This is a genomic window from Polynucleobacter necessarius, from assembly GCF_900096755.1.
Lineage (GTDB): Bacteria > Pseudomonadota > Gammaproteobacteria > Burkholderiales > Burkholderiaceae > Polynucleobacter > Polynucleobacter necessarius_K.
This window is the reverse complement of sequence record NZ_LT615227.1, coordinates 1,344,191-1,364,949: the sequence shown is the minus strand read 5'-3', so window position 1 is coordinate 1,364,949 and position 20,759 is coordinate 1,344,191. Positions and strand designations below refer to the sequence as shown.

25 protein-coding genes are annotated in these 20,759 nt (G+C 47.3%); all 25 read right to left on the bottom strand.

The annotated features are described in order from the left end of the window. Positions 1 to 38: 38 nt before the first annotated feature. The 25 genes from purF to DXE27_RS07010 all read right to left on the bottom strand — a co-directional run bounded on the left by purF (position 39) and on the right by DXE27_RS07010 (position 20,736). A complete protein-coding gene (purF, locus tag DXE27_RS07115; RefSeq protein WP_128113436.1) occupies positions 39 to 1,583 on the bottom strand; it encodes an amidophosphoribosyltransferase in 1,545 nt (514 codons plus the stop codon). A gap of 4 nt (positions 1,584 to 1,587) precedes the next feature. Further along, positions 1,588 to 2,154 (bottom strand): CvpA family protein, encoded by a 567-nt coding sequence (locus tag DXE27_RS07110; RefSeq protein ID WP_128113435.1) that lies wholly within the window; start codon positions 2,152 to 2,154, stop codon positions 1,588 to 1,590. After that, a complete protein-coding gene (locus DXE27_RS07105; RefSeq protein WP_128113434.1) occupies positions 2,154 to 2,945 on the bottom strand; it encodes an SPOR domain-containing protein in 792 nt (263 codons plus the stop codon). The genes DXE27_RS07110 and DXE27_RS07105 overlap by 1 nt, the downstream gene beginning before the upstream one ends. 3 nt (positions 2,946 to 2,948) lie before the next feature. Continuing rightward, on the bottom strand, positions 2,949 to 4,274 hold the full coding sequence (gene folC / locus DXE27_RS07100; RefSeq protein ID WP_172457123.1) for a bifunctional tetrahydrofolate synthase/dihydrofolate synthase: 1,326 nt from the start codon (positions 4,272 to 4,274) through the stop codon (positions 2,949 to 2,951). A gap of 4 nt (positions 4,275 to 4,278) precedes the next feature. Next, a complete protein-coding gene (gene accD, locus DXE27_RS07095; protein ID WP_128113433.1) occupies positions 4,279 to 5,166 on the bottom strand; it encodes an acetyl-CoA carboxylase, carboxyltransferase subunit beta in 888 nt (295 codons plus the stop codon). Between the two features lie 6 nt (positions 5,167 to 5,172). Next, positions 5,173 to 5,970, bottom strand: coding sequence for a tryptophan synthase subunit alpha (trpA, locus tag DXE27_RS07090; RefSeq protein WP_128113432.1), 798 nt, complete (start codon positions 5,968 to 5,970; stop codon positions 5,173 to 5,175). A gap of 52 nt (positions 5,971 to 6,022) precedes the next feature. Then, positions 6,023 to 7,222, bottom strand: coding sequence for a tryptophan synthase subunit beta (gene trpB / locus DXE27_RS07085; protein ID WP_128113431.1), 1,200 nt, complete (start codon positions 7,220 to 7,222; stop codon positions 6,023 to 6,025). 29 nt (positions 7,223 to 7,251) lie between these two features. Beyond that, positions 7,252 to 7,932, bottom strand: a complete 681-nt coding sequence (locus tag DXE27_RS07080; RefSeq protein ID WP_128113430.1) for a phosphoribosylanthranilate isomerase — start codon at positions 7,930 to 7,932, stop codon at positions 7,252 to 7,254. A 26-nt stretch (positions 7,933 to 7,958) separates the two neighbouring features. After that, the gene (gene truA, locus DXE27_RS07075) at positions 7,959 to 8,813 is read right to left on the bottom strand and encodes a tRNA pseudouridine(38-40) synthase TruA (RefSeq protein ID WP_172457157.1); all 855 of its coding nucleotides are present in this window, start codon (positions 8,811 to 8,813) and stop codon (positions 7,959 to 7,961) included. Next, positions 8,814 to 9,092 (bottom strand): FimV/HubP family polar landmark protein, encoded by a 279-nt coding sequence (locus DXE27_RS09815; protein WP_231969728.1) that lies wholly within the window; start codon positions 9,090 to 9,092, stop codon positions 8,814 to 8,816. A 1-nt stretch (position 9,093) separates the two neighbouring features. After that, positions 9,094 to 9,456 (bottom strand): hypothetical protein, encoded by a 363-nt coding sequence (locus DXE27_RS09810; RefSeq protein WP_231969727.1) that lies wholly within the window; start codon positions 9,454 to 9,456, stop codon positions 9,094 to 9,096. After that, positions 9,446 to 9,832 (bottom strand): FimV/HubP family polar landmark protein, encoded by a 387-nt coding sequence (locus DXE27_RS09805; RefSeq protein ID WP_231969726.1) that lies wholly within the window; start codon positions 9,830 to 9,832, stop codon positions 9,446 to 9,448. Before DXE27_RS09805 ends, DXE27_RS09810 begins: the two co-directional genes overlap by 11 nt. Continuing rightward, entirely contained in the window at positions 9,819 to 10,235 is a 417-nt protein-coding gene (locus DXE27_RS09800) for a type IV pilus assembly protein FimV (RefSeq protein WP_231969725.1), read from the bottom strand. The genes DXE27_RS09805 and DXE27_RS09800 overlap by 14 nt, the downstream gene beginning before the upstream one ends. Before the next feature lie 10 nt (positions 10,236 to 10,245). Beyond that, positions 10,246 to 11,403: an aspartate-semialdehyde dehydrogenase gene (asd, locus tag DXE27_RS07065; protein ID WP_128113428.1), complete on the bottom strand. Its 1,158-nt coding sequence runs from the start codon at positions 11,401 to 11,403 to the stop codon at positions 10,246 to 10,248. Positions 11,404 to 11,467: 64 nt separating this feature from the next. Beyond that, positions 11,468 to 12,538 (bottom strand): 3-isopropylmalate dehydrogenase, encoded by a 1,071-nt coding sequence (gene leuB / locus DXE27_RS07060; RefSeq protein WP_128113427.1) that lies wholly within the window; start codon positions 12,536 to 12,538, stop codon positions 11,468 to 11,470. Positions 12,539 to 12,561: 23 nt separating this feature from the next. Beyond that, positions 12,562 to 13,209, bottom strand: a complete 648-nt coding sequence (leuD, locus tag DXE27_RS07055) for a 3-isopropylmalate dehydratase small subunit (protein ID WP_128113426.1) — start codon at positions 13,207 to 13,209, stop codon at positions 12,562 to 12,564. 24 nt (positions 13,210 to 13,233) lie between these two features. Then, positions 13,234 to 13,440 carry a hypothetical protein gene (locus DXE27_RS07050; RefSeq protein ID WP_128113425.1) on the bottom strand — a complete coding sequence of 69 codons (207 nt, stop codon included), beginning with the start codon at positions 13,438 to 13,440 and terminating at the stop codon, positions 13,234 to 13,236. A 13-nt stretch (positions 13,441 to 13,453) separates the two neighbouring features. Further along, positions 13,454 to 14,863 carry a 3-isopropylmalate dehydratase large subunit gene (gene leuC, locus DXE27_RS07045; protein WP_128113424.1) on the bottom strand — a complete coding sequence of 470 codons (1,410 nt, stop codon included), beginning with the start codon at positions 14,861 to 14,863 and terminating at the stop codon, positions 13,454 to 13,456. A gap of 18 nt (positions 14,864 to 14,881) precedes the next feature. Beyond that, entirely contained in the window at positions 14,882 to 16,195 is a 1,314-nt protein-coding gene (gene gltA, locus DXE27_RS07040; RefSeq protein WP_128113423.1) for a citrate synthase, read from the bottom strand. A gap of 82 nt (positions 16,196 to 16,277) precedes the next feature. Continuing rightward, a complete protein-coding gene (locus tag DXE27_RS07035; protein ID WP_128113422.1) occupies positions 16,278 to 16,547 on the bottom strand; it encodes a succinate dehydrogenase assembly factor 2 in 270 nt (89 codons plus the stop codon). Beyond that, entirely contained in the window at positions 16,544 to 17,248 is a 705-nt protein-coding gene (locus DXE27_RS07030) for a succinate dehydrogenase iron-sulfur subunit (RefSeq protein WP_062308838.1), read from the bottom strand. The genes DXE27_RS07035 and DXE27_RS07030 overlap by 4 nt, the downstream gene beginning before the upstream one ends. A gap of 17 nt (positions 17,249 to 17,265) precedes the next feature. After that, the gene (gene sdhA / locus DXE27_RS07025) at positions 17,266 to 19,044 is read right to left on the bottom strand and encodes a succinate dehydrogenase flavoprotein subunit (protein ID WP_128113421.1); all 1,779 of its coding nucleotides are present in this window, start codon (positions 19,042 to 19,044) and stop codon (positions 17,266 to 17,268) included. 4 nt (positions 19,045 to 19,048) lie between these two features. After that, entirely contained in the window at positions 19,049 to 19,414 is a 366-nt protein-coding gene (gene sdhD / locus DXE27_RS07020; protein WP_128113420.1) for a succinate dehydrogenase, hydrophobic membrane anchor protein, read from the bottom strand. 24 nt (positions 19,415 to 19,438) lie between these two features. Beyond that, positions 19,439 to 19,858, bottom strand: coding sequence for a succinate dehydrogenase, cytochrome b556 subunit (gene sdhC, locus DXE27_RS07015; protein WP_128113419.1), 420 nt, complete (start codon positions 19,856 to 19,858; stop codon positions 19,439 to 19,441). A 134-nt stretch (positions 19,859 to 19,992) separates the two neighbouring features. Beyond that, positions 19,993 to 20,736 carry a GntR family transcriptional regulator gene (locus DXE27_RS07010; protein WP_231969724.1) on the bottom strand — a complete coding sequence of 248 codons (744 nt, stop codon included), beginning with the start codon at positions 20,734 to 20,736 and terminating at the stop codon, positions 19,993 to 19,995. Between the last annotated feature and the right edge of the window lie 23 nt (positions 20,737 to 20,759).

Genomic DNA, 20,759 nt, shown 5'->3' with positions numbered 1-20,759 from the left:
GAGGATTTGCCTCGAGTGAGGCAAATTCCTGTCGCTTTTTAGTCTTCGGTAGCCGTAGCCAAATGCAGGTGGAACTGGGAGCGGGCAAAGTCGCTAGAGTCTTTCTGACGATCCGCTTTAGCAGCAGAGGTATTTCTGGCTGCCTCTAAAGCATCTAGATAGGACTCGGTAATATCGCCAGTAATGTAGAAACCATCAAAACAAGAGGCCTCGAAGTTCTTAATATCAGGATTGATATCCCGTACCGCCTGCTTCATGTCTTCTACGCTTTGATAGATGAGTTGATCGGCGCCAATCATCTTATTGATTTCTTCATCAGTGCGGCCGTAGGCAACTAACTCACTACGCGTTGGCATATCGATACCGTAGACATTCGGGAAACGTACTGGCGGTGCAGCGGATGCAAAGATCACTTTCTTAGCGCCCGACTCGCGTGCCATTTGCACGATCTCAAAAGATGTTGTTCCACGAGCGATGGAATCATCCACAATTAATACAGTCTTATCTTTGAACTCAATACGCATAGCATTGAGTTTTTGGCGGACTGATTTCTTGCGAACAGCCTGGCCTGGCATGATGAAGGTACGGCCAATGTAACGGTTCTTGAAGAATCCTTCGCGATAGTCTACGCCGAGGTTCTTAGCTACCTGCATCGCTGCAGGACGACTAGAGTCCGGAATCGGCATAACGACATCGATCTCGTCAACATTGGTCTCTTTGCGAATCTTTTCAGCGAGATAGTCACCCATACGCATACGCACGTTATAGACGGTCACACCATCAATGGTGGAGTCTGGACGAGCCATGTAGACATACTCAAAGATACAAGGCGTTAGAACCGCGTTCGGCACACACTGACGTGAATAGAAATTACCATCTAAGTCGATATAAATTGCTTCGCCTGGATGAACGTCGCGTACGAATGTAAAGCCCAGGCCTTCAAGCGCAACAGATTCAGATGCAATCATCCACTCAGGACCTTGCGGCGTATCAATACGTCCAATACATAAAGGACGAATACCGTATTGATCACGGAAGGCCAATAAACCATAACCAGCGATCAATGAGACCACGGCGTAAGAACCTTTCACGCGATTCGTTACTCCGGTAACCGCATTAAACATCGCGCCCTCATCAAGTGCTGCACTATTCGTTTCTTTTTGAAGCTCATAAGCCAATACGTTGAGTAATACTTCGGTATCGGAGCTCGTATTGATGTGGCGGCGATCACGATAAGCCATCTCTACACGCAAACTCGGTGCGTTGGTGAGGTTGCCGTTGTGTGCCAAGATAATTCCGTACGGCGCGCTTACATAAAATGGTTGCGCCTCTTCTTCGCTGCTGGCTGAACCTGCAGTTGGATAACGTACTTGACCAATACCAGCATTGCCAACCAAGCTGCGCATATTGCGAGTTCTAAAGACATCTCGTACCAAGCCGTTGGCTTTATGCATCGTGAACGAATTGCCGTTCATAGTTGCAATACCTGCCGCATCCTGACCGCGATGTTGCAATAGCAACAACGCATCATAGAGAAGTTGATTTACTGGTGAGTGGGAAACAGTTCCGACGACGCCGCACATATCTCTAGATTCCTATTGTTAATTTAGGAGTAATGGTAAGTGTTACTTTGGGCATTGCTTCACCCAATTGCTTAGCCCAGTCAGCTGGTAGCCAACCTTTAATTAAACCGGTTGCCATGTCAATTGCTGGTCTGGTGATTGCATTTTTCCAAGCCATACTTTGCTGAATAGGCGTCAGCGCTGCAAGAGTTGCAAGCACCACCACAATTAACCCGCCGCGCATAACGCCAAACACGAGACCCAAAAAACGATCTGTCAAACTTAGGCCAGCTGACAAAATAATTTTTTGCACCACTCCACCAAACAAGCCACAAATAATCAGAGTTAATACAAAGAGGATTAAGAAGCTAAGGCCAAGACTGAGTAATTCATCCAAGTGGAATTTGGATAACCATTCGGTAGAGAGGTAGTTGCTGTAGTGATAAGCAACCCAAGCTGCAGCAAACCAAGAAGCCAGCGCGAGCACCTCTTTGAATAATCCACGTGAGATACCGACTAAAGCCAAAATCAGGAGCACAACTAGGGTGAAATAATCCACCGATGTTAGCTTGAGGGTGGATAAGTATTCCATTACTGCTTACCGGATTCGACGAGTCTTGGAGAAAGACCCATCGATTTAATTTTCTTCTCTGCAGCCTCTGCAGCATCTTTATCCGTAAACGGACCTGCTCGCAAGACATACAACTTGCCACCATCAGCACCTGTCTTGTTTAAGACATAGTTCGGAATTTTTTGATCTTTTAGTTTTGCAATCCAACTTTTGGCACGATCTTCAGAAGCAAATGCGCCAATTTGAATTACGTACTTACCGGAGCCACTTGAGGCGCTAGGCTTTGTTTCTTCTGTTTTAGGTCTTGCACCTGAAGCAGCAACCACCTCTTCTCCAGCAGCTAAACCCATAGCCGCAGATTTATTTGCTGGCTTAGTTTCTGCTTTTGCTTTTGCCTTTGGTTCAGGCTTGGGTTCTGGTTTTGCTTCTGCCACTGGAGCGGCTTTAGGCGTTTCTTTAGCGACCTCAACAGGAGCTTCAGTTTTTAGCTTTTCTTCTGGTTTTGGATCAGAACCCGGAATAGGCAAGCTAGTCACAATATTGACAGCAATGTCATTTGGAGCCGATTTGGGCTTGTTATCCAAAATGCGTGGGAGGCCAACAACGGCGATGAGCACAAGAACCGCAGCGCCAATTAATCGATGGCGCGCTCTTTGTTGTTCTGGATCCTCGGTAAGGGCTAACTCTTCAGCCTCTGCTGCACGCTGAAAACTACGCGGAGCAGCTCGTTTAGTGGTGCGACTACCCCTTGAACCTAATTCAAGGTCCTCAGACTGGGTTTTTCGCTTAAAAAAGCTTGGTAAACGAATCATGGATCAGTGGGCCTGGTTGTTTCGGTAAATCATTACGCCTACAACGGTATAGAAGGATCCGAAGGTCACAATTCTACCACCCTCACCAGCCTGAGATAGCGCTTTTTGATACGCTGCAGCAGGATTTTCGAAGATTTCGATCCCCCCGTCTGCCCCATTTTTAGGCTTTACGCCCATGGCCTCAAGCTTCTCGGCCAAGGCCTTAGCGCTAGCTGCCCTAGGAGTAGGCAAATCCGTGCAAAACCAGAAATTGATGATTCCTAAAAGAGGTTTAATCACTCCCTCGATATCCTTGTCGGCCATAGCCCCAAAAATGGCATAGGTATAGGGGTGATAGCCCATCTTATCGAGCCCCTGCCCCAAGGTTGCAGCCGCATGAGGGTTGTGGGCTACGTCAAGAACGACTGTAGGCTGACCAGGCAGGACCTGGAAACGCCCCGGAAGCTCGACCAAGGCAAAGCCGTTGCGTATATCTTGGGCGCTGACAGGCAGCCGCTGGTGCAATGCCATCAAGGCAGCTATGACAGCGGATGCGTTGAGAATCTGATTGGCACCTCGTAAGGCTGGGTAACCTAAGCCACTGAAGCGCTTATTGCGCCCCGCCCAACCCCATTGCTGTTTATCACCCTGAAAGTTGTAATCCCGGCCCTGAAGCCAAAGGTCACAGCCCAGCTTTTCAGCATGGTCAATTAATGATTGTGGCGGGACCGGATCTCCGCAAATTGCGATATGATCCGGGCGGAAGATGCCTGCTTTTTCTAAGCCAATTGCTTCTCTTGTTCCACCTAAGAAATCAGCGTGATCAATATCAATACTGGTGACGATCGCACAGTCTGCATCCACGATATTGACAGCATCAAGACGACCGCCCATACCCACTTCTAAAACAACAGCATCTAAATTGGACTTAGCAAACAAATGCATGATTGCCAAAGTAGTGAACTCGAAATATGTCAGGGTCGGCGCATCCACCAAACTCACGCGCGCTTTTTCTACCGCCGCGAAATGCTCGAGCAAGGCGCTGTCATTCACATCTTCGCCATTCACACGTGCACGCTCGTTAAATTTCAGCAAGTGTGGTGAAGTATGGCAACCCACCCGATAGCCTGATGCAAGCAAGATGCTTTCTAAATATGCACAAGTAGAGCCTTTGCCATTGGTACCGGCAACAGTGATCACTGGACAATCAAAATGGAGATCGAGCGCCGCCTTCACACGATTGATTCGCTCAAGACCCATATCGATACCGACAGGATGAGCAGTTTCGAGGTGGCTGAGCCAAGCCTCTAGGCTAGGAAATAATATGGGGGCTTGGTGTGCCGTGCTCAAGCGCTTAAACGGCTGCGCTACCCGCAATCGCAGGCTCTGGCAGTTTTTGCAACAAAGCCAACAATCGCGCAATCTCACCACGCATCTGACGACGATCAACAATCATGTCAATGCCGCCCTTTTGCATAAGGAACTCAGAACGCTGAAAACCTTCTGGTAACTTTTCACGAACGGTTTGCTCGATCACACGCGGACCAGCAAAACCAATCAATGCTTTTGGCTCGGCCATCACTACGTCGCCCATAAAGGCAAAGCTTGCAGAAATGCCGCCCATGGTCGGATCGGTAAGTACGCTAATGTAGGGCAAGCCTTTTTTAGCCAACAAGGTCAACATGGAGTTGGTCTTGGCCATTTGAAAGAGGGATAACAAACTCTCTTGCATACGCGCGCCGCCTGTAGCGGTAACGCAAATGAAAGCGCATTTCTTGTTAATAGCTTCTTGTGCGCCGCGAGCAAAGCGCTCACCCACTACAGAACCCATTGAGCCGCCCATGTATTGGAATTCAAAACAAGCAGCTACTACTGGAATCGTTTCAATCTTGCCACCCATCACAATGAGGGCTTCAGATTCGCCAGAAGCATCATTTGCTTCTTTAATGCGGTCTGGATATTTTTTAGAGTCTTTGAATTTCAGTGGATCGGTTGGATAGATGTCGGCACCAATTTCATAACGGCCCTTTTCATCTAACAAACTATCCAAATGCAAACGTGCACCAATGCGCATGTGATGACTGCATTTTGGACAAACGGAAAGATTGGCTTCAATGTCGGTACTGTAAAGAACAGTTTCACAACTTGGGCACTTTACCCACAGTCCTTCTGGCACTGATTTGCGATTCGCAGGGTCAGTGTGTTGAATTTGGGGTGGGAGTAATTCATCTATCCAGCTCATTAGTTTTTAACTATCCAATGCGTCGCGAATCTCACGAATGAAGGTTTCCAGTGATTGTACCGCCTGCCCAGGGGGCGCATCCTCTAAAAGGCGAATAATACGGCTGCCAATCACCACCGCGTCGGCGCTGGCCGATACAGCCTTGGCGCTGGCTGCATCGCTGATGCCAAAGCCTACGGCAATCGGAATATCGGTTTCTTCGCGGATTTTAGGGATGATGCTGGCTACATCCTGAGTATTGAGGTGTGAAGCCCCTGTAACACCCCGCATCGATACGTAATAGATATAACCAGAAGCTATTTTGGCGGCCTCTTTAATGCGCTCATGCGATGAAGTAGGCGCCAACAAGAAGATAGGGTCAATTCCAGCAACACGCATGCGTGCTGCAAAATCCACGCACTCTTCTGGCGGGTAGTCCACCACTAGCACGCCATCCACACCAGCAGCTTTTGCTTCGGTTGCAAAACGCTCTGCCCCCATTTGCTCTACTGGGTTTGCATAGCCCATCAGTACAACCGGAGTATTGGCATCTTTTTTGCGAAACTCTTTCACCATCTCCAAGCAGCTATGCAAAGTGACGCCATGAGTTAAAGCGCGCTCGGAGGATCTTTGAATGACAGGACCATCAGCCATTGGATCTGAAAATGGCACACCTAATTCAATCACACTTGAACCACCACGCACCAATGCATGCATGAGTTCAACGGTTTGCTTTGGATCTGGATCGCCCGCAGTAATAAAAGGAATTAATCCCTTTTTACCAGTTGCTTTTAACTCCTTAAAGAGTGCAGTAATTTTTGACATAACTAATTCGTTCTTCTTTTTTCTTTGTTTTTTTATTCTTATTTTCGTTTTTTTACTCAGCCTTCTGATCCCGTTGCTTGGGCAACAGTATATGCATATCCTTGTCGCCACGACCAGAAAGATTTACCAAGATAGTTTTGTCTTTAGGTAATGTCTTGGCTAGCTTGCAGGCATAGGCAATCGCATGAGAAGACTCCAGCGCTGGAATAATGCCCTCAATCTGGCAGCAATCGTGGAATGCTTTGAGAGCCTCTTCATCGGTAATCGCCACATAGTCAGCGCGACCCGAGTCTTTTAACCAAGCGTGCTCAGGTCCTACGCCTGGGTAGTCCATACCAGCTGATACAGAATGGGTTTCGGAGATCTGGCCATTTTCATCTTGCAAAAGGTATGTGCGGTTACCGTGCAATACACCAGGCTTACCTACGCACAGTGCAGCAGAATGCAAACCACTTCCCAATCCGTGACCTGCAGCCTCTACTCCGACCAACTTCACTTCTGGGAAATCAATGTAGGGATAGAAAATGCCCATCGCATTTGAACCACCACCAACGCAAGCTAGTACATAGTCAGGTTGACGGCCAGTCATCTCTGGCATTTGTACTTTGCACTCTTCGCCAATAACGCTTTGGAAATCTCTCACCATCATGGGGTATGGATGCGGACCAGCAACAGTGCCGATGATGTAGAAAGTGTTATCAACGTTAGTAACCCAATCGCGCATCGCCTCATTGAGCGCATCTTTTAAAGTTTTGGTGCCTGACTCCACTGGAACCACTTTGGCACCAAGCAACTTCATGCGAAATTCGTTTTGCGCCTGACGAGCTACGTCAACAGATCCCTGATACACCGTGCAATCAAGACCGAAGCGAGCACAAATAGTCGCAGTTGCAACGCCGTGCTGGCCTGCGCCTGTCTCGGCAATAATGCGGGGCTTGCCCATACGCTTAGCCAGCATCGCTTGGCCAATCACGTTATTAATCTTGTGAGCGCCAGTGTGATTTAAATCCTCACGCTTAAGATAGATCTGCGCACCACCGAGCATTTCACTCCAACGCTTTGCGTGATAGACCGGCGAAGGTCTACCAACAAAGTGCTTTAACTCGTAATGAAACTCTTCAATGAATTCTGGATCGTTCTGATATTTTGCATATGCCTCTTTGAGCTCATCTAATGCATACATCAATGTCTCAGAAACAAACGCGCCACCATAGGGACCAAAGTGTCCTCGTGCATCTGGCTTGTCGTACATAGCTACCTCTTTTGATTTTTTACAGCAAATTATTGGGATGATGTTTTCGCATCTGCTGCGCGCACTGCTTTGACAAACTCAGTCATGAGCGCAGGATCTTTAACACCCCTGCTGCTTTCTACGCCACTGCTGACGTCAACTGCGCAAGGATGCAGGCGAGCAATCGCCTCGCCCACGTTGTGCGTGTTCAATCCACCACTCAAAACGACCCGAGGCGCGTTTTCGCTTACCCATGTCTGTGGAATTCCTTGCCAATCAAAAGGAACGCCTCCGCCACCATATCCCTCAACGAGGGCATCCAGCAGAAAAGCGTTTGCATCCCCATATTGTAGGGAAAATTCATCAAATGCGAAGCCGGCTCCTACATGGGCCGCTTTCATCCACGGTTCGCCAGCAGCGAGCTGTGCGCAGCGTTCTGGGGTCTCATCCCCATGAAATTGCCATAAGGTAATCGAGGCAGCAGCCCGAATAGCCGCAAATTGCTCATCTGTAGCATTTACGACCAGTCCAACGGCGTCTACCCCTGCTGCTGGAAGCCTAGAAATGAGCTGTGCAGCGATATTGGGGCTAACGGCACGCACGCTTGGCGGGTAAAAGACAAAGCCAACGGCATCTACCCCAGCCAAAACAGCAGCATCGATATTGGCAGCCGTCTTTAGACCGCAGATTTTGACCCTTGTACGGCCCGGAGAATGTGTCAATAAGCCCATAAATGAATGATAAGGCCAAGGGCCTGTTATTTCTTTTGTTCTTTCTTTTGTTGCCCGAGGACTTTGGCGGGTAGCCAAGAGTTTTCAAGCCAAGGCTGCGGGATGGCGAATTCCTCTGGGTAGGTTATTTTGGCCAAATACAGCCCATCTGCCATAAACGTGGGTGCAGCGATTTGCCTATTCTTGGCGGCCAAAACTTCTGTCATCCACTCCGGCTTCTGCCTACCTTGACCGATCTGCAAAAAACATCCAATGACATTGCGAATCATGTGATGTAAAAAAGCATTGCCCCGAATTCTGAAATAGACCCATGGCTGCTCTGAAATGATTTCGATAGAGTAAATTGTTTTAATTGGTGTCTTGCTTTGACATTCAGATGAGCGGAAGGAGCTAAAGTCATGCTCGCCAATGAGGCATTCGGCTGATTTTTTCATAGCATCAACGTCTAGCCACTGATTTGGCGGCAGCATTAAATACCCAGCACGTGAATGCGACATTGGAGATCGGTATGGGCCTGCTTGCAGTGCATAAATATATTCGCGCTCAAATGCTGAGAAGCGCGCGCTAAATTCTTCACTCACAGGCTTTGTCCAATTCACCACAATCGATGGAGGCAAAAATGAGTTCACCCCCCTCACCCATGAAAAATCTTCACGCTCAACATTGGTATCAAAGTGAACGACTTGTCCTAGTGCATGTACACCAGTGTCAGTTCTTCCGGCCGTAATCGTATGAATGGGCTGCTCTGCGCAAGCCTGCTCGCCGACAAAAGCGGATATTGCCTTTTCTAATTCGTCTTGTACTGTGTTGTGATTGACCTGTGTTTGCCAACCAGAGTACAGACTGCCATCGTATTGAAGGCCCAGGGCTATGCGCATGATCTAGGTATTGCGATGCGAGATCTCTGCCAACAAGCCCTGCGCTTCGATGGTGATTGCTGGATCAATTGAGCTACTAATACGCAACACCTCATCTAAAGACTTTTTAGCCGCAGAATAATCTTCAATCGTGATGTAAGCACGCGCTAAATTTAGTTTGACGCACAAAGTATCTGCCAGCGGATTGGATACTGGAGCAGCAACTACTGGTGGCGCCTCTTTTGCAGGTTTTTCCAGATCAAGATCAATGCCTTCAAACAGGGCTTTGGCTCGTGCCGGCATTTCAAAAGTAGAAGACGCAGGCTTCTTGTTCGCTAACGGCATCTTTGTGTATAGGTTGCTCTTTGGCGGCATGACTGCCTGACGAATGAAAGCTTGGTGTTTCTGAGCGACGAGAATTGCGAGCTAGACCCCAGAGCAACAAGCCAGTTAATCCAATCAAACCAATAGCTAAAATGGCTGGGCCAAAGCCACCTAAACCAAAGTTATTGTCTACCGCTTTCTTCTCTTTGGACTTATCTAGAGGCTTTTGCAAATCAGCAATATTCTTTTCTAACTCCGCTACGCGGGCTTTAGTTTGCTCAAGCATCTTCTCCTGGGCAACCAACTCCTCTGTATAACGACGTTCTTGCTCATTACCATCCATCCGTACTCGAACCAATCTTAAGGCGATCTTTAGGTGAAGCTTCAGTAGCCTTGGCATTGGCGGCCTTTGAGTCTGCGGAAGCGCCACCTTTTTCACCGCGCTCTTGGCGCCATTGCTCATTCGCCTCCGCTGCAAATTGGTTTGCTTCTGCAGGGCCAATAGAGCGTAATAGCGCCTGACTAGGCTTTGCTAATTCAGCACCAGCAGCCAGACGATTAATACTGCCACTGGCAAATGCATCTGGGTTGGCTTTATACAAAGTCATCATGGTTTGATCTAGCGTTGCGCCATCTAATTGAGGCGCCATGATGGCAGCAATCTCTGACAAGGTTTGTCCGGGTTTAACCGTCACCTTTTGCACATCACCTAATAACAAGGTGAATGTTTTGGTTAGTTAGGCTACCGCTGGACCAATTGAGATTAACCAACACATCCAAGAACGGATCATCAGTCATCGGTACGGAGTTAACCGTTTCAACCAACACCATCAGCTGCTCTTGACGATTACGATAGACCATCGCCTGCGGATTGAGATCGAGAATCTTCTGGGAGATACCTAAACGTTCATAAGCTGCCTTGTTAGGCATCGCCACATTTAGACTAGATAAGGCGCCCTGCTCGTCAGCCCCAACGCGAATCGGAATCTCTACACGAAGAGGCTCGCCAGGCCGAGACTGCAGCTGCGGAGCGCCTAAAGAGACGGCGCCGGCCAAAGATGACCAGCCAAGCAAGATAAAGCTAAGTAGCTTTACAAGACTTAACTGGTTTATGCGAAACATAAGAAAAGAATTACTTCTCAAGCAAGATGCGCAACATGCGGCGCAGCGGCTCAGCAGCACCCCACAACAATTGGTCGCCAACTGTGAAAGCACCTAAGTACTCAGGGCCCATAGCCAATTTATGCAAACGACCGATAGGCACAGTCAATGTTCCACTCACTGCTGCAGGCGATAAATCACGCTCTGTAGTTTCACGATCGTTGGGAACGACTTTTACCCACTGATTATCGGCAGCCAAAATCGCCTCAATCTCTTTTAGTGGAATATCTTTTTTGAGTTTTACTGTTAAGCCTTGTGAATGGCAACGCATAGCGCCTACACGCACACAGAGGCCATCGACTGGAATGCTGCCAGGTGTACGGAATGCAGGACGACCCAAGATCTTATTGAACTCAGCGCCACCCTTCCACTCTTCTTTTGTTTGACCATTCTCAACAGGAACATCAATCCAAGGAATCAAGCTACCTGCTAAAGCTGTGTTGCGGAAATTCTTTTTCGGAAAATCTGCAGAACGCAATGTTTCAGTTACTTTGCGATCAATATCCAAAATCCATGAAGATGGGCCTGCCAATTCGCTAGCAACGCTGTCACGCAATGCGCCCATTTGGAGCAACAGCTCACGCATGTTCTGTGCACCAGCACCAGCAGCTGCTTGGTAAGTCATGGCGCTGATCCACTCAACCATGTCAGCCTTAACCAAACCACCCATGGCGATCATCATCAAACTAACAGTACAGTTGCTGCCAATCCAATTCTTACCGCCAGCAGCCAAAGCCTTATCAATCACCGGACGATTTACTGGATCCAAAATCAATACCGCATCATCTTTCATGCGCAATGCACTAGCAGCATCAATCCAGTGACCGCTCCATCCTGCAGCACGCAACTTAGGGAAAATGTCATTGGTGTAGTCGCCACCTTGGCAAGTCAGAATGATGTCGCAACGTGAGAGCGCTTTAATATCATTCGCATCTTGCAAAGTGCTTTCGCTCTTAGTCACTTTTTGACCATTCAGGAGCGGCACTTCTCCACCCGCTTGGCTTGTACTAAAAAATACCGGCTCAATCAGATCAAAGTCTTTCTCTGCGAGCATGCGCTCCATGAGAACGCTACCAACCATACCGCGCCAGCCAACTAAACCAACCAAAGGTGTTTTTGTATTTGCCATGATGTTTAACTATCTAGTGAATTTGATTTCTGTAATGAGATTTTTTGTTTACCTCTACTGACTCTTAAGCAAGCTCTGCAACTACAGCATCGCCCATTTCTACGGTAGATACCTTTTTGGTGCCCTCGGTATAAATATCCGCAGTTCGTAAACCTTGCGCCAATACCTTTTGCACTGCTTTTTCAATGCGGTCCGCCTCAGCAGGCACTCCCAAGGAATAGCGCAACATCATTGCGGCAGACAAAATCGTTGCCAATGGGTTTGCAATGCCTTTGCCAGCGATATCTGGTGCAGAACCATGAATTGGCTCATATAAGCCTTTATTGTTCTTGTCCAGAGATGCTGATGGCAACATACCAATAGAACCAGTCAACATCGCCGCTTCATCAGACAGGATGTCACCGAATAAATTACCAGTAACCACGACGTCAAATGCCTTAGGCGCTTTAACCAATTGTATCGCTGCGTTATCCACATACATATGGGACAACTCTACGTCTGGATAGTCCTTTGATACACGAATCATCACTTCACGCCAAAGCTGTGAAGTTTCTAATACGTTCGCTTTATCAACACTACATACTTTTTTGCCACGTTTGCGTGCCGCTTCAAAGGCAACATGAGCAATGCGCTCTACTTCTGGCTCGCTGTAATGCATGGTGTCAAAACCTTCGCGAGCGCCTTTGAACAGCGGCAACTCTGAAGTGCGAATACCGCGTGGCTGACCAAAATAGATGTCGCCATTTAACTCACGCACGATCAAAATATCTAGGCCGCCAATAATCTCAGGCTTCAGACTGGATGCTGCAGTGAGTTCTGGATAGCAAATCGCTGGTCTAAAGTTAGCAAATAACTCAAGATGTTTACGCAAACCCAAAATAGCCTGCTCTGGACGCAACTCGCGTGCAAGCGTGTCGTATTTCCAGTCGCCTACCGCGCCAAACAAAATAGCATCTGCTTTTTTAGCCAACTCTAAAGTCGCTGGTGGCAAAGGATGGCCGGCAACGTCATAAGCAGCCCCACCAACTGGTGCTTCTTCTAAGTCAAACTTTGGGCCAAGCGCTTGGAGCACTCGAACGGCTTGAGCAACGATTTCCGGGCCGATACCATCGCCCGGTAGAACTGCAATTTTCATGAAAGGCCTTTAAATCAACGAAATTACGGCAGTTGTGTAGCGAGCCAAGGCATTTTTAGAATGCGCTCGGCTTCATAAGCCTTGATTTTATCTGCATGTTGCAGGGTTAAGCCAATATCGTCTAAGCCGTTGAGTAGGCAATACTTCCTAAAAGGAGCTACATCGAAGCTATAGGCTGTGCCGTCAGGGGAAATCACCTGCTGGGCCTCTAGATCAATGGTTAACTGATAACCGCTAAATGCGAGGGTTTCATTGAATAAATGATCGACCTGCATTTCTGTCAAAACAATGGGTAAAACCCCATTTTTGAAGCAGTTGTTGTAAAAGATATCCGCAAAGCTTGGGGCAATAACCGCTCTAAAGCCGAATTGATCCAATGCCCATGGTGCGTGCTCACGGGAACTGCCGCAGCCAAAGTTCTTGCGAGCCAGCAAAATGCCGGCGCCTTTATAGCGGGGCTGATTCAGAACGAAGTCAGGGTTGAGAGGACGAGTACTGCAATCTTGGCCAGGTTCGCCATGATCTAAATAACGCCACTCATCAAATAGGTTTTGACCAAACCCAGTCTTCTTAATGGATTTCAGAAACTGCTTTGGAATGATGGCATCGGTATCCACGTTCTCACGATTAAGCGGAGCAACTAAACCTTTGTATACCGTAAATTTATCCATGATTCTGACTTTGACTCTAGTTGATTACTTCACAGGAGTAACGACAACGTCTTTACCCTTAGTTTGTGATTGATTGCCTTGCTGACTTGAGCTAGAGCCCCCCATTGAGGTTCCCATGTTCTGCAAATCTTTACCGAAACCTTCCATCGTGCTGCTGCAAGCTGAAATCAGCAAGCCAGCAATACCAACAATAGTCAATCTTGTAATGAGGGATGTTGAAGTAAATTTCATTCTTTAGTTGCCTTTATGAAATCTTACGAACGTCAATAAAGTGACCTTCAATTGCAGCAGCCGCAGCCATTGCTGGACTAACCAAATGGGTTCTGCCACCGTTACCTTGGCGACCTTCGAAGTTGCGATTTGAAGTTGAGGCGCAACGCTCACTCGGCTCCAAGCGATCGGCATTCATTGCCAAGCACATGGAACAACCAGGCTCACGCCATTCAAAACCTGCGGCCTTAAAAATGCGATCCAAACCTTCACGCTCCGCCTGGGCTTTAACCAAACCAGAGCCAGGAACAACTAGCGCCAACCTCACATTGGCGGCAACTTTCTTGCCGAGGCGGTCCACTACCTTAGCAGCGGCACGCATATCTTCAATGCGGCTATTAGTACAAGAACCGATAAATACCTTATCAACAGAAATACTACTAAGCGGTGTATTTGGAACGAGGTTCATATACTCCAATGCACGCTCCATTGCTGAACGCTTGTTTGGATCACGCTCTTTCTCTGGATCAGGAACGCGCTCACTAATCGCAAGCACCATTTCTGGTGAAGTTCCCCAAGTTACTTGTGGAGCAATTTCTTCTGCACGTAATTCCACTACTGCATCAAACTCAGCGTCTGCATCGGAATGCAAGGTTCTCCAATACTGCAATGCTTGCAATAAGGCCGGGCCTTTAGGTGCATATGGACGACCTTGGGTGTATTCAATCGTCGTTTCATCTACAGCAACCAAGCCAGAACGTGCGCCAGCCTCAATCGCCATATTGCAGACCGTCATGCGACCTTCCATCGACAGATTGCGAATCGCTTCGCCAGCAAACTCGATGGTGTATCCAGTGCCGCCAGCAGTGCCAATCTTGCCAATGACAGCAAGCACAATATCTTTAGCAGTAGAGCCTGGCTGCAAACGGCCATCTACACGCACCAACATATTTTTGCTCTTTTTCATGAGCAAAGTTTGAGTAGCCAGTACATGCTCAACTTCGGATGTACCAATACCAAACGCTAATGCGCCAAATGCGCCATGCGTACTTGTATGGGAGTCGCCGCAAACTACAGTCATGCCAGGTAAAGTTGCGCCCTGCTCCGGTCCGATGACGTGAACAATCCCCTGACGGGTGTCGTTCATCTTGTATTGAGTAATGCCAAAGGCATCGCAGTTTTGATCCAAAGTATCCACTTGCAATTTGGAGATTGGATCGGCAATGCCTTCTGAGCGATCTGTCGTTGGAACGTTGTGATCAGATACCGCCAAATTAGCGGAGATACGCCAAACAGGACGACCAGCCAAATTCAAACCTTCAAATGCCTGAGGACTGGTTACCTCATGAAGCAACTGACGATCAATATAAATCGTGGCTGTGCCATCCTCTTCGGAGTAAACAACGTGGTCATCCCACAATTTGTCATAAAGCGTACGAGACATGAGAGACCTTAAAAAACCTTATTTACGAACTGTGATGTTTGGAACCTTGCGTGTTGTTTCGCCAACATACAACTGACGTGGGCGTCCAATCTTGTACTCAGGATCAGTGATCATCTCTTCCCACTGAGCAATCCAACCTACTGTTCTTGCCAAAGCAAAAATACAGGTGAACATTTCTGTTGGGATACCGAGAGCACGCTGAACGATTCCTGAATAGAAGTCTACGTTTGGATAGAGCTTACGACTTACAAAGTAGTCGTCCTCCAATGCAATCTTCTCGAGTGTCATTGCAAGCTTGAACAATGGATCATCCTGAAGGCCCAATTCATTCAATACTTCGTAGCAAGTTTCACGCATCAATTTAGCGCGTGGGTCAAAGTTTTTGTAAACGCGGTGACCAAAGCCCATCAAGCGAACGCTAGAGTTCTTGTCTTTTACTTGGACAATGAATTCATGAATCTTGTCTACGCCACCGTTTGCTTGAATCTCATTGAGCATCTGCAAGCAAGCTTCGTTAGCACCGCCGTGCGCCGGGCCCCAGAGGCAAGCAATACCAGCAGAGATTGCTGCAAAAGGATTTGTGCCTGAAGAGCCGCACAAACGCACAGTAGATGTAGAGGCGTTTTGCTCATGGTCTGCATGCAATGTGAAGATGCGATCCAAAGCACGTACCAATACTGGGTTTACTTTGTACTCTTCACATGGTGTTGCAAACATCATGCGCATAAAGTTAGCGGTGTATGACAAAGAGTTATCTGGATAGATAAATGGTTGTCCTGCGGAATATTTGTAAGCCATTGCAACCAAAGTTGGCATCTTCGCGATCAAGCGAATCTGCGCTACTTCGCGAGCATGTGGGTCGCTGTAATCGATCTCATCATGGTAGAACGCAGCCATTGCACCAACCAAGCCAGTCAATACTGACATTAGATGCGCATCACGGCGGAAACCGCGCAAGAAGAATTGCATTTGCTCATGAACCATTGTGTGGTGCATAACCATCTCATCAAATGCTTTTTTCTCTGTGGCGTTTGGCAACTCGCCATTGATCAAGAGGTAGCAAACTTCCAAGAAGTCGCAGTTATTTGCCAAATCTTCAATTGGGTAGCCGCGATAGAGCAATTCACCCTTATCGCCATCGATGTAGGTAATTTTGCTATTGCATGATGCAGTAGATAGAAAGCCCGAATCGTAAGTGAACTTACCGGTCTGACCGTAGAGCTTGCGAATGTCGATTACGTCAGGACCTACTGTCCCTTTGTAAATTGGCAGATCAATATCTGGTGTTCCATCCGAAAACGAGAGTTTTGCCTTGATGTCTGATTCAATCATTTCTAATCCTTAGTCATTCAAAATTATGATTAATACACTATTCGTTCACATGCTTTCGCTACTACTGCACCAAAAGACTGAACTATTTCTCTCTCAGCTTTTGTAAAACCGTCTTGAAAGAGTCTGTTTGCATCTCTTTCTCCAGGCTAGCTACAGAATCTTTACGACCAATTAACAAATCCATTAAGTCGTTGTCATCTAAAGCTAATAACTGGCTTAAAACTTTTCCATCCTCGACACTTAATTGAGCGCCATGGCGCTCAAAGAAACGCTGCAGAATTAAATCGTTCTCAAGCAAGCCCCTGCGAGCATCACTCTTTAAACGATATAACTCTGCATTGCCGAGGGTCATACCGCCCTACGAACCATCAACTCCTTGATCTTGCCGATTGCCTTCGTTGGGTTCAAGTGCTTAGGACATACGTCCACGCAATTCATGATGGTGTGGCAACGGAACAAGCGGTATGGATCTTCTAAGTTATCCAGGCGTTGTGCAGTTTCTTCATCACGGCTATCGGCAATAAAGCGATATGCCTGTAACAAGCCAGCCGGACCAACGAACTTATCTGGATTCCACCAGAAGGATGGGCATGAAGTTGAGCATGATGCGCACAAGATGCACTCATACAAACCATTCAACTCTTCACGCTCTTCAGGACTCTGGAGACGCTCTTTTTCAGGAGGTGGATTGTCATTAACCAAGTAAGGCTTGATAGACAAGTATTGTTTGAAGAACAAAGTCATGTCGACGATCAAATCGCGCACCACTGGCAAGCCAGGTAATGGGCGCAATGTGATGACCTTAGGCAAAGTCAACATATTAGTCAAACAAGCCAAACCATTTTTACCGTTAATGTTCATAGCATCTGAACCGCACACGCCTTCACGGCATGAACGACGATAAGAAATTGTTTCGTCTTGCTTCTTCAAAGAAATCAAAGCATCCAACAACATACGCTCACCAGTGAGTTCTAACTCATAGCGTTCCATGCGTGGAGCTGCATCGACATCTGGATCGTAGCGGTAAATTTCGAATATACGGATATCACTCATTTTCTATTTCTCTTCGCTTAGAAAGTACGTTCTTTTGGAGGGAAGGACTCAACAGTTAAAGGCTTCAAAATAACTGGTTTGTAAGTAAGCTTATTGCCCTCGCTGTACCAAAGGGTATGCTTCATCCAGTTCTCATCATCACGATGCGGATGGTCATCATGTGAGTGAGCGCCGCGACTTTCTTTACGAGCAGCCGCAGAAATCATGGTTGCATTTGCAGTCTCAACCAAGTTAGCCACTTCCAAAGCTTCAATACGTGCTGTATTGAAAATCTCTGATTTGTCTTTTACCCACAAGTGCTTAGCGCGCCCTGTCAATTTAGCCATTTGACGAACACCTTCGTCCATCAACTCTTGATTGCGGAATACGCCAGCATATTTCTGCATGCACTTGCGAATGTCATTTGCAACGTCTTGCGCATACTCACCAGAAGTAGAGTTATCCAACTTCGCAATACGCTCCAATGTTTGCTCACCAGCATTAGCAGGTAATGACTTGAATTCGCGATTCTTGAGATCAAGGCCAACAATGTGGTTACCAGCTGCACGACCGAATACCAAGAGGTCGAGCAATGAGTTAGTACCCAAGCGGTTAGCGCCGTGAACGGAAACACATGAACACTCGCCAATCGCATATAAGCCATTAACGATTTCGTTGTGAATGCCGTTAGCAGGCACAACAACTTGACCGTTGATGTTCGTAGGGATACCGCCCATCTGATAGTGAATGGTTGGCACAACCGGAATTGGCTCTTTAGTAACGTCAACGTTAGCAAAGTTGATGCCAATCTCATATACAGAAGGCAAACGCTTCATGATCGTATCGGCACCAATGTGTGTCAAATCGAGCACCACATAGTCGCCGTTAGGACCGCAACCGCGCCCTTCTTTAATTTCTTGGTCCATTGAACGAGATACGAAATCGCGTGGAGCCAAATCTTTCAATGTTGGCGCATAACGCTCCATGAAACGCTCGCCATCTTTATTGCGCAAAATACCGCCTTCACCACGGCAACCTTCTGTCAACAACACACCCGCACCAGCTATGCCAGTTGGGTGGAATTGCCAGAATTCCATATCTTCCAATGGAATGCCTGCGCGAGCTGCTAAGCCCATACCGTCGCCGGTATTAATAAATGCGTTTGTAGATGCATCCCAAATACGACCAGCACCACCCGTAGCCAGCATCACAATCTTGGCTTCCAAGATGTATACCTGGCCTGTTTCCATTTCGAGAGCAGTTACACCAACAACATCACCTGCGTCGTCACGAATCAAATCAAGCGCCAACCACTCAACAAAGAAGTTGGTTTTAGCGCGTACGTTACGCTGATACAAAGTGTGCAACATTGCATGACCAGTACGGTCAGCTGCAGCGCAAGCGCGTTGTACTGGCTTCTCGCCGTAGTTGGCAGTGTGACCGCCGAATGGACGCTGATAAATCGTGCCATCTGGGTTGCGGTCAAACGGCATACCGAAGTGCTCTAACTCATAAACAACTTTTGGAGCTTCGCGACACATAAATTCGATTACGTCTTGGTCACCTAACCAGTCGGAACCTTTGATAGTGTCGTAAAAGTGATAGTGCCAATTGTCTTCACTCATGTTGCCTAATGAAGCACCAATACCACCTTGTGCAGCAACAGTATGTGAACGTGTTGGGAAAACTTTAGTCAGTACAGCAACATTCAAGCCGGCTTCAGCCAACTGCAATGATGCGCGCATACCTGAACCACCAGCTCCAATAATCACCGCATCAAAACGGCGGCGTGGCAATGATTTTTTAATTGCAGTCATCGAATTACACTTTCCACAAAATTTGAACGGCATAGGCCGCACAGGCTACGAGATACAGAACGGTTAACACTTGCAGTGTTAAACGAATGCTGACGGGCTTGATGTAATCCATCCAGATGTCACGTATGCCAATCCAGGCGTGATAGAACAAGCTAATGAAAGCCAAGAGCGTTAAGAGCTTCATGACTTGGCCACTGAACAAGCCAGACCAACCTTCGTAGGTCGCGCTGCCAGTGACACAATAGTCAACGAGCAAAACAATCGTAAACACCACCATCACAATCGCAGTTACGCGCTGAATGATCCATTCTTTAAGACCGTAATGAGCGCCTACAACTAAGCGCTTTGGTCCAATTTGATAAATAGGCATGAAATTTCCTTAAATGATGTGCGCTTAGTACACGCCGAATAATTTGAGACCCACTACCGCAGTCAAAGCTAAGCCAAGGAACAAAACAACAATGGCGGAACGATTCGCTTCAGACTTCTCTACGCCGATTTCTAAATCGAGCAAGAGGTAACGGATACCAGCACAGAAATGATGCAAGAAAGACCAGATCAGGCCTAGGCAAATAATCTTCACCAAGATGTTGCCGGTGAACGCCTGGAATTTTTGATAACTCAACTCAGAAGCAAGGCTCTGATCGAAGAGATACAAAATAAATGGCAACAAGAGGAACAAAGCTGCTCCACTGATGCGATGAAGAATGGAAACTTTACCGGCCCAAGGAAGGCGGTATTTATCCAGTTGGGCTAGACCAATATTTCGGTAAACCGGTCTGTCTTTTTTAACGTTTTGCTGTGAATCAACCATGGGTAATCTCTATCTTTAGGTGGAGGTTCAGTGTGGTTTTGTTGTATCGCAACATATTCTATTGGAAACCTTAGGGGTGGTGGGGAATTTTTAGCGTTTTTTAAGGGGTTAATTACTGGTTTTTACCGATAAATTTAATTCAACTTGTTTTCGTAGTGCTGATCAGAAGTGTCGTATCTTGCGTGCCGAATTTCTACTGGTTTATTCCCGTAGGTAAAGGCCACCCTCTCCACCGAAAGCAGTGGCGCGCCAGGCTCCAAATGAAGGTGTTTGGCTAGTGTTTCATCGGCGGTTACGGCTTTGATTTTTTCCTCTGCGCGCACCACGTGCGTTGCAAACTGGCTCTCGTAAAAGGCATATACCAGGCCATGCCAATTATTCAAAGCCTCTAGATCCAAGCCTTTAAAGCGAGCTCCTGGGAGAAAAATCTCTTCAAAAACAATGGGTTTGCCTGCAAAACTCTGCACCCGGTCAATGTGAATAATAGGGTCACCTGCCTTTAATTTAAGCAAATTGGCCACATAGGCGCTTGCCTTGGTGTTTTCGCAGGATAAAAACTGGTTAATCAGGTGAAATTTCTCACCAGAATCCGGGGCCAGGCGCAAAAACCGGTATTGCCAGTCATCTTCCTGATGGGTGGCAACAAAAGTACCCCTCCCTTGGCGGCGAACCAAAAGGTTTTGGGCTGCTAGCTCGTCAATCGCCTTGCGAACCGTACCTTGGCTGACCGCATATCGGGCTGCAAGCTCCATTTCACTGGGAATAGCCTCTCCTGGAAGCCATTCTGAGGCTTGTAAGCTGGCCAAAATCATGGCCTTAATCTGCTCGTACAGAGGGCTAAATGAGGCTATAGGCAATGTTAGATCTGACAAATTCACTCCACGGGGACATCAATTGGATA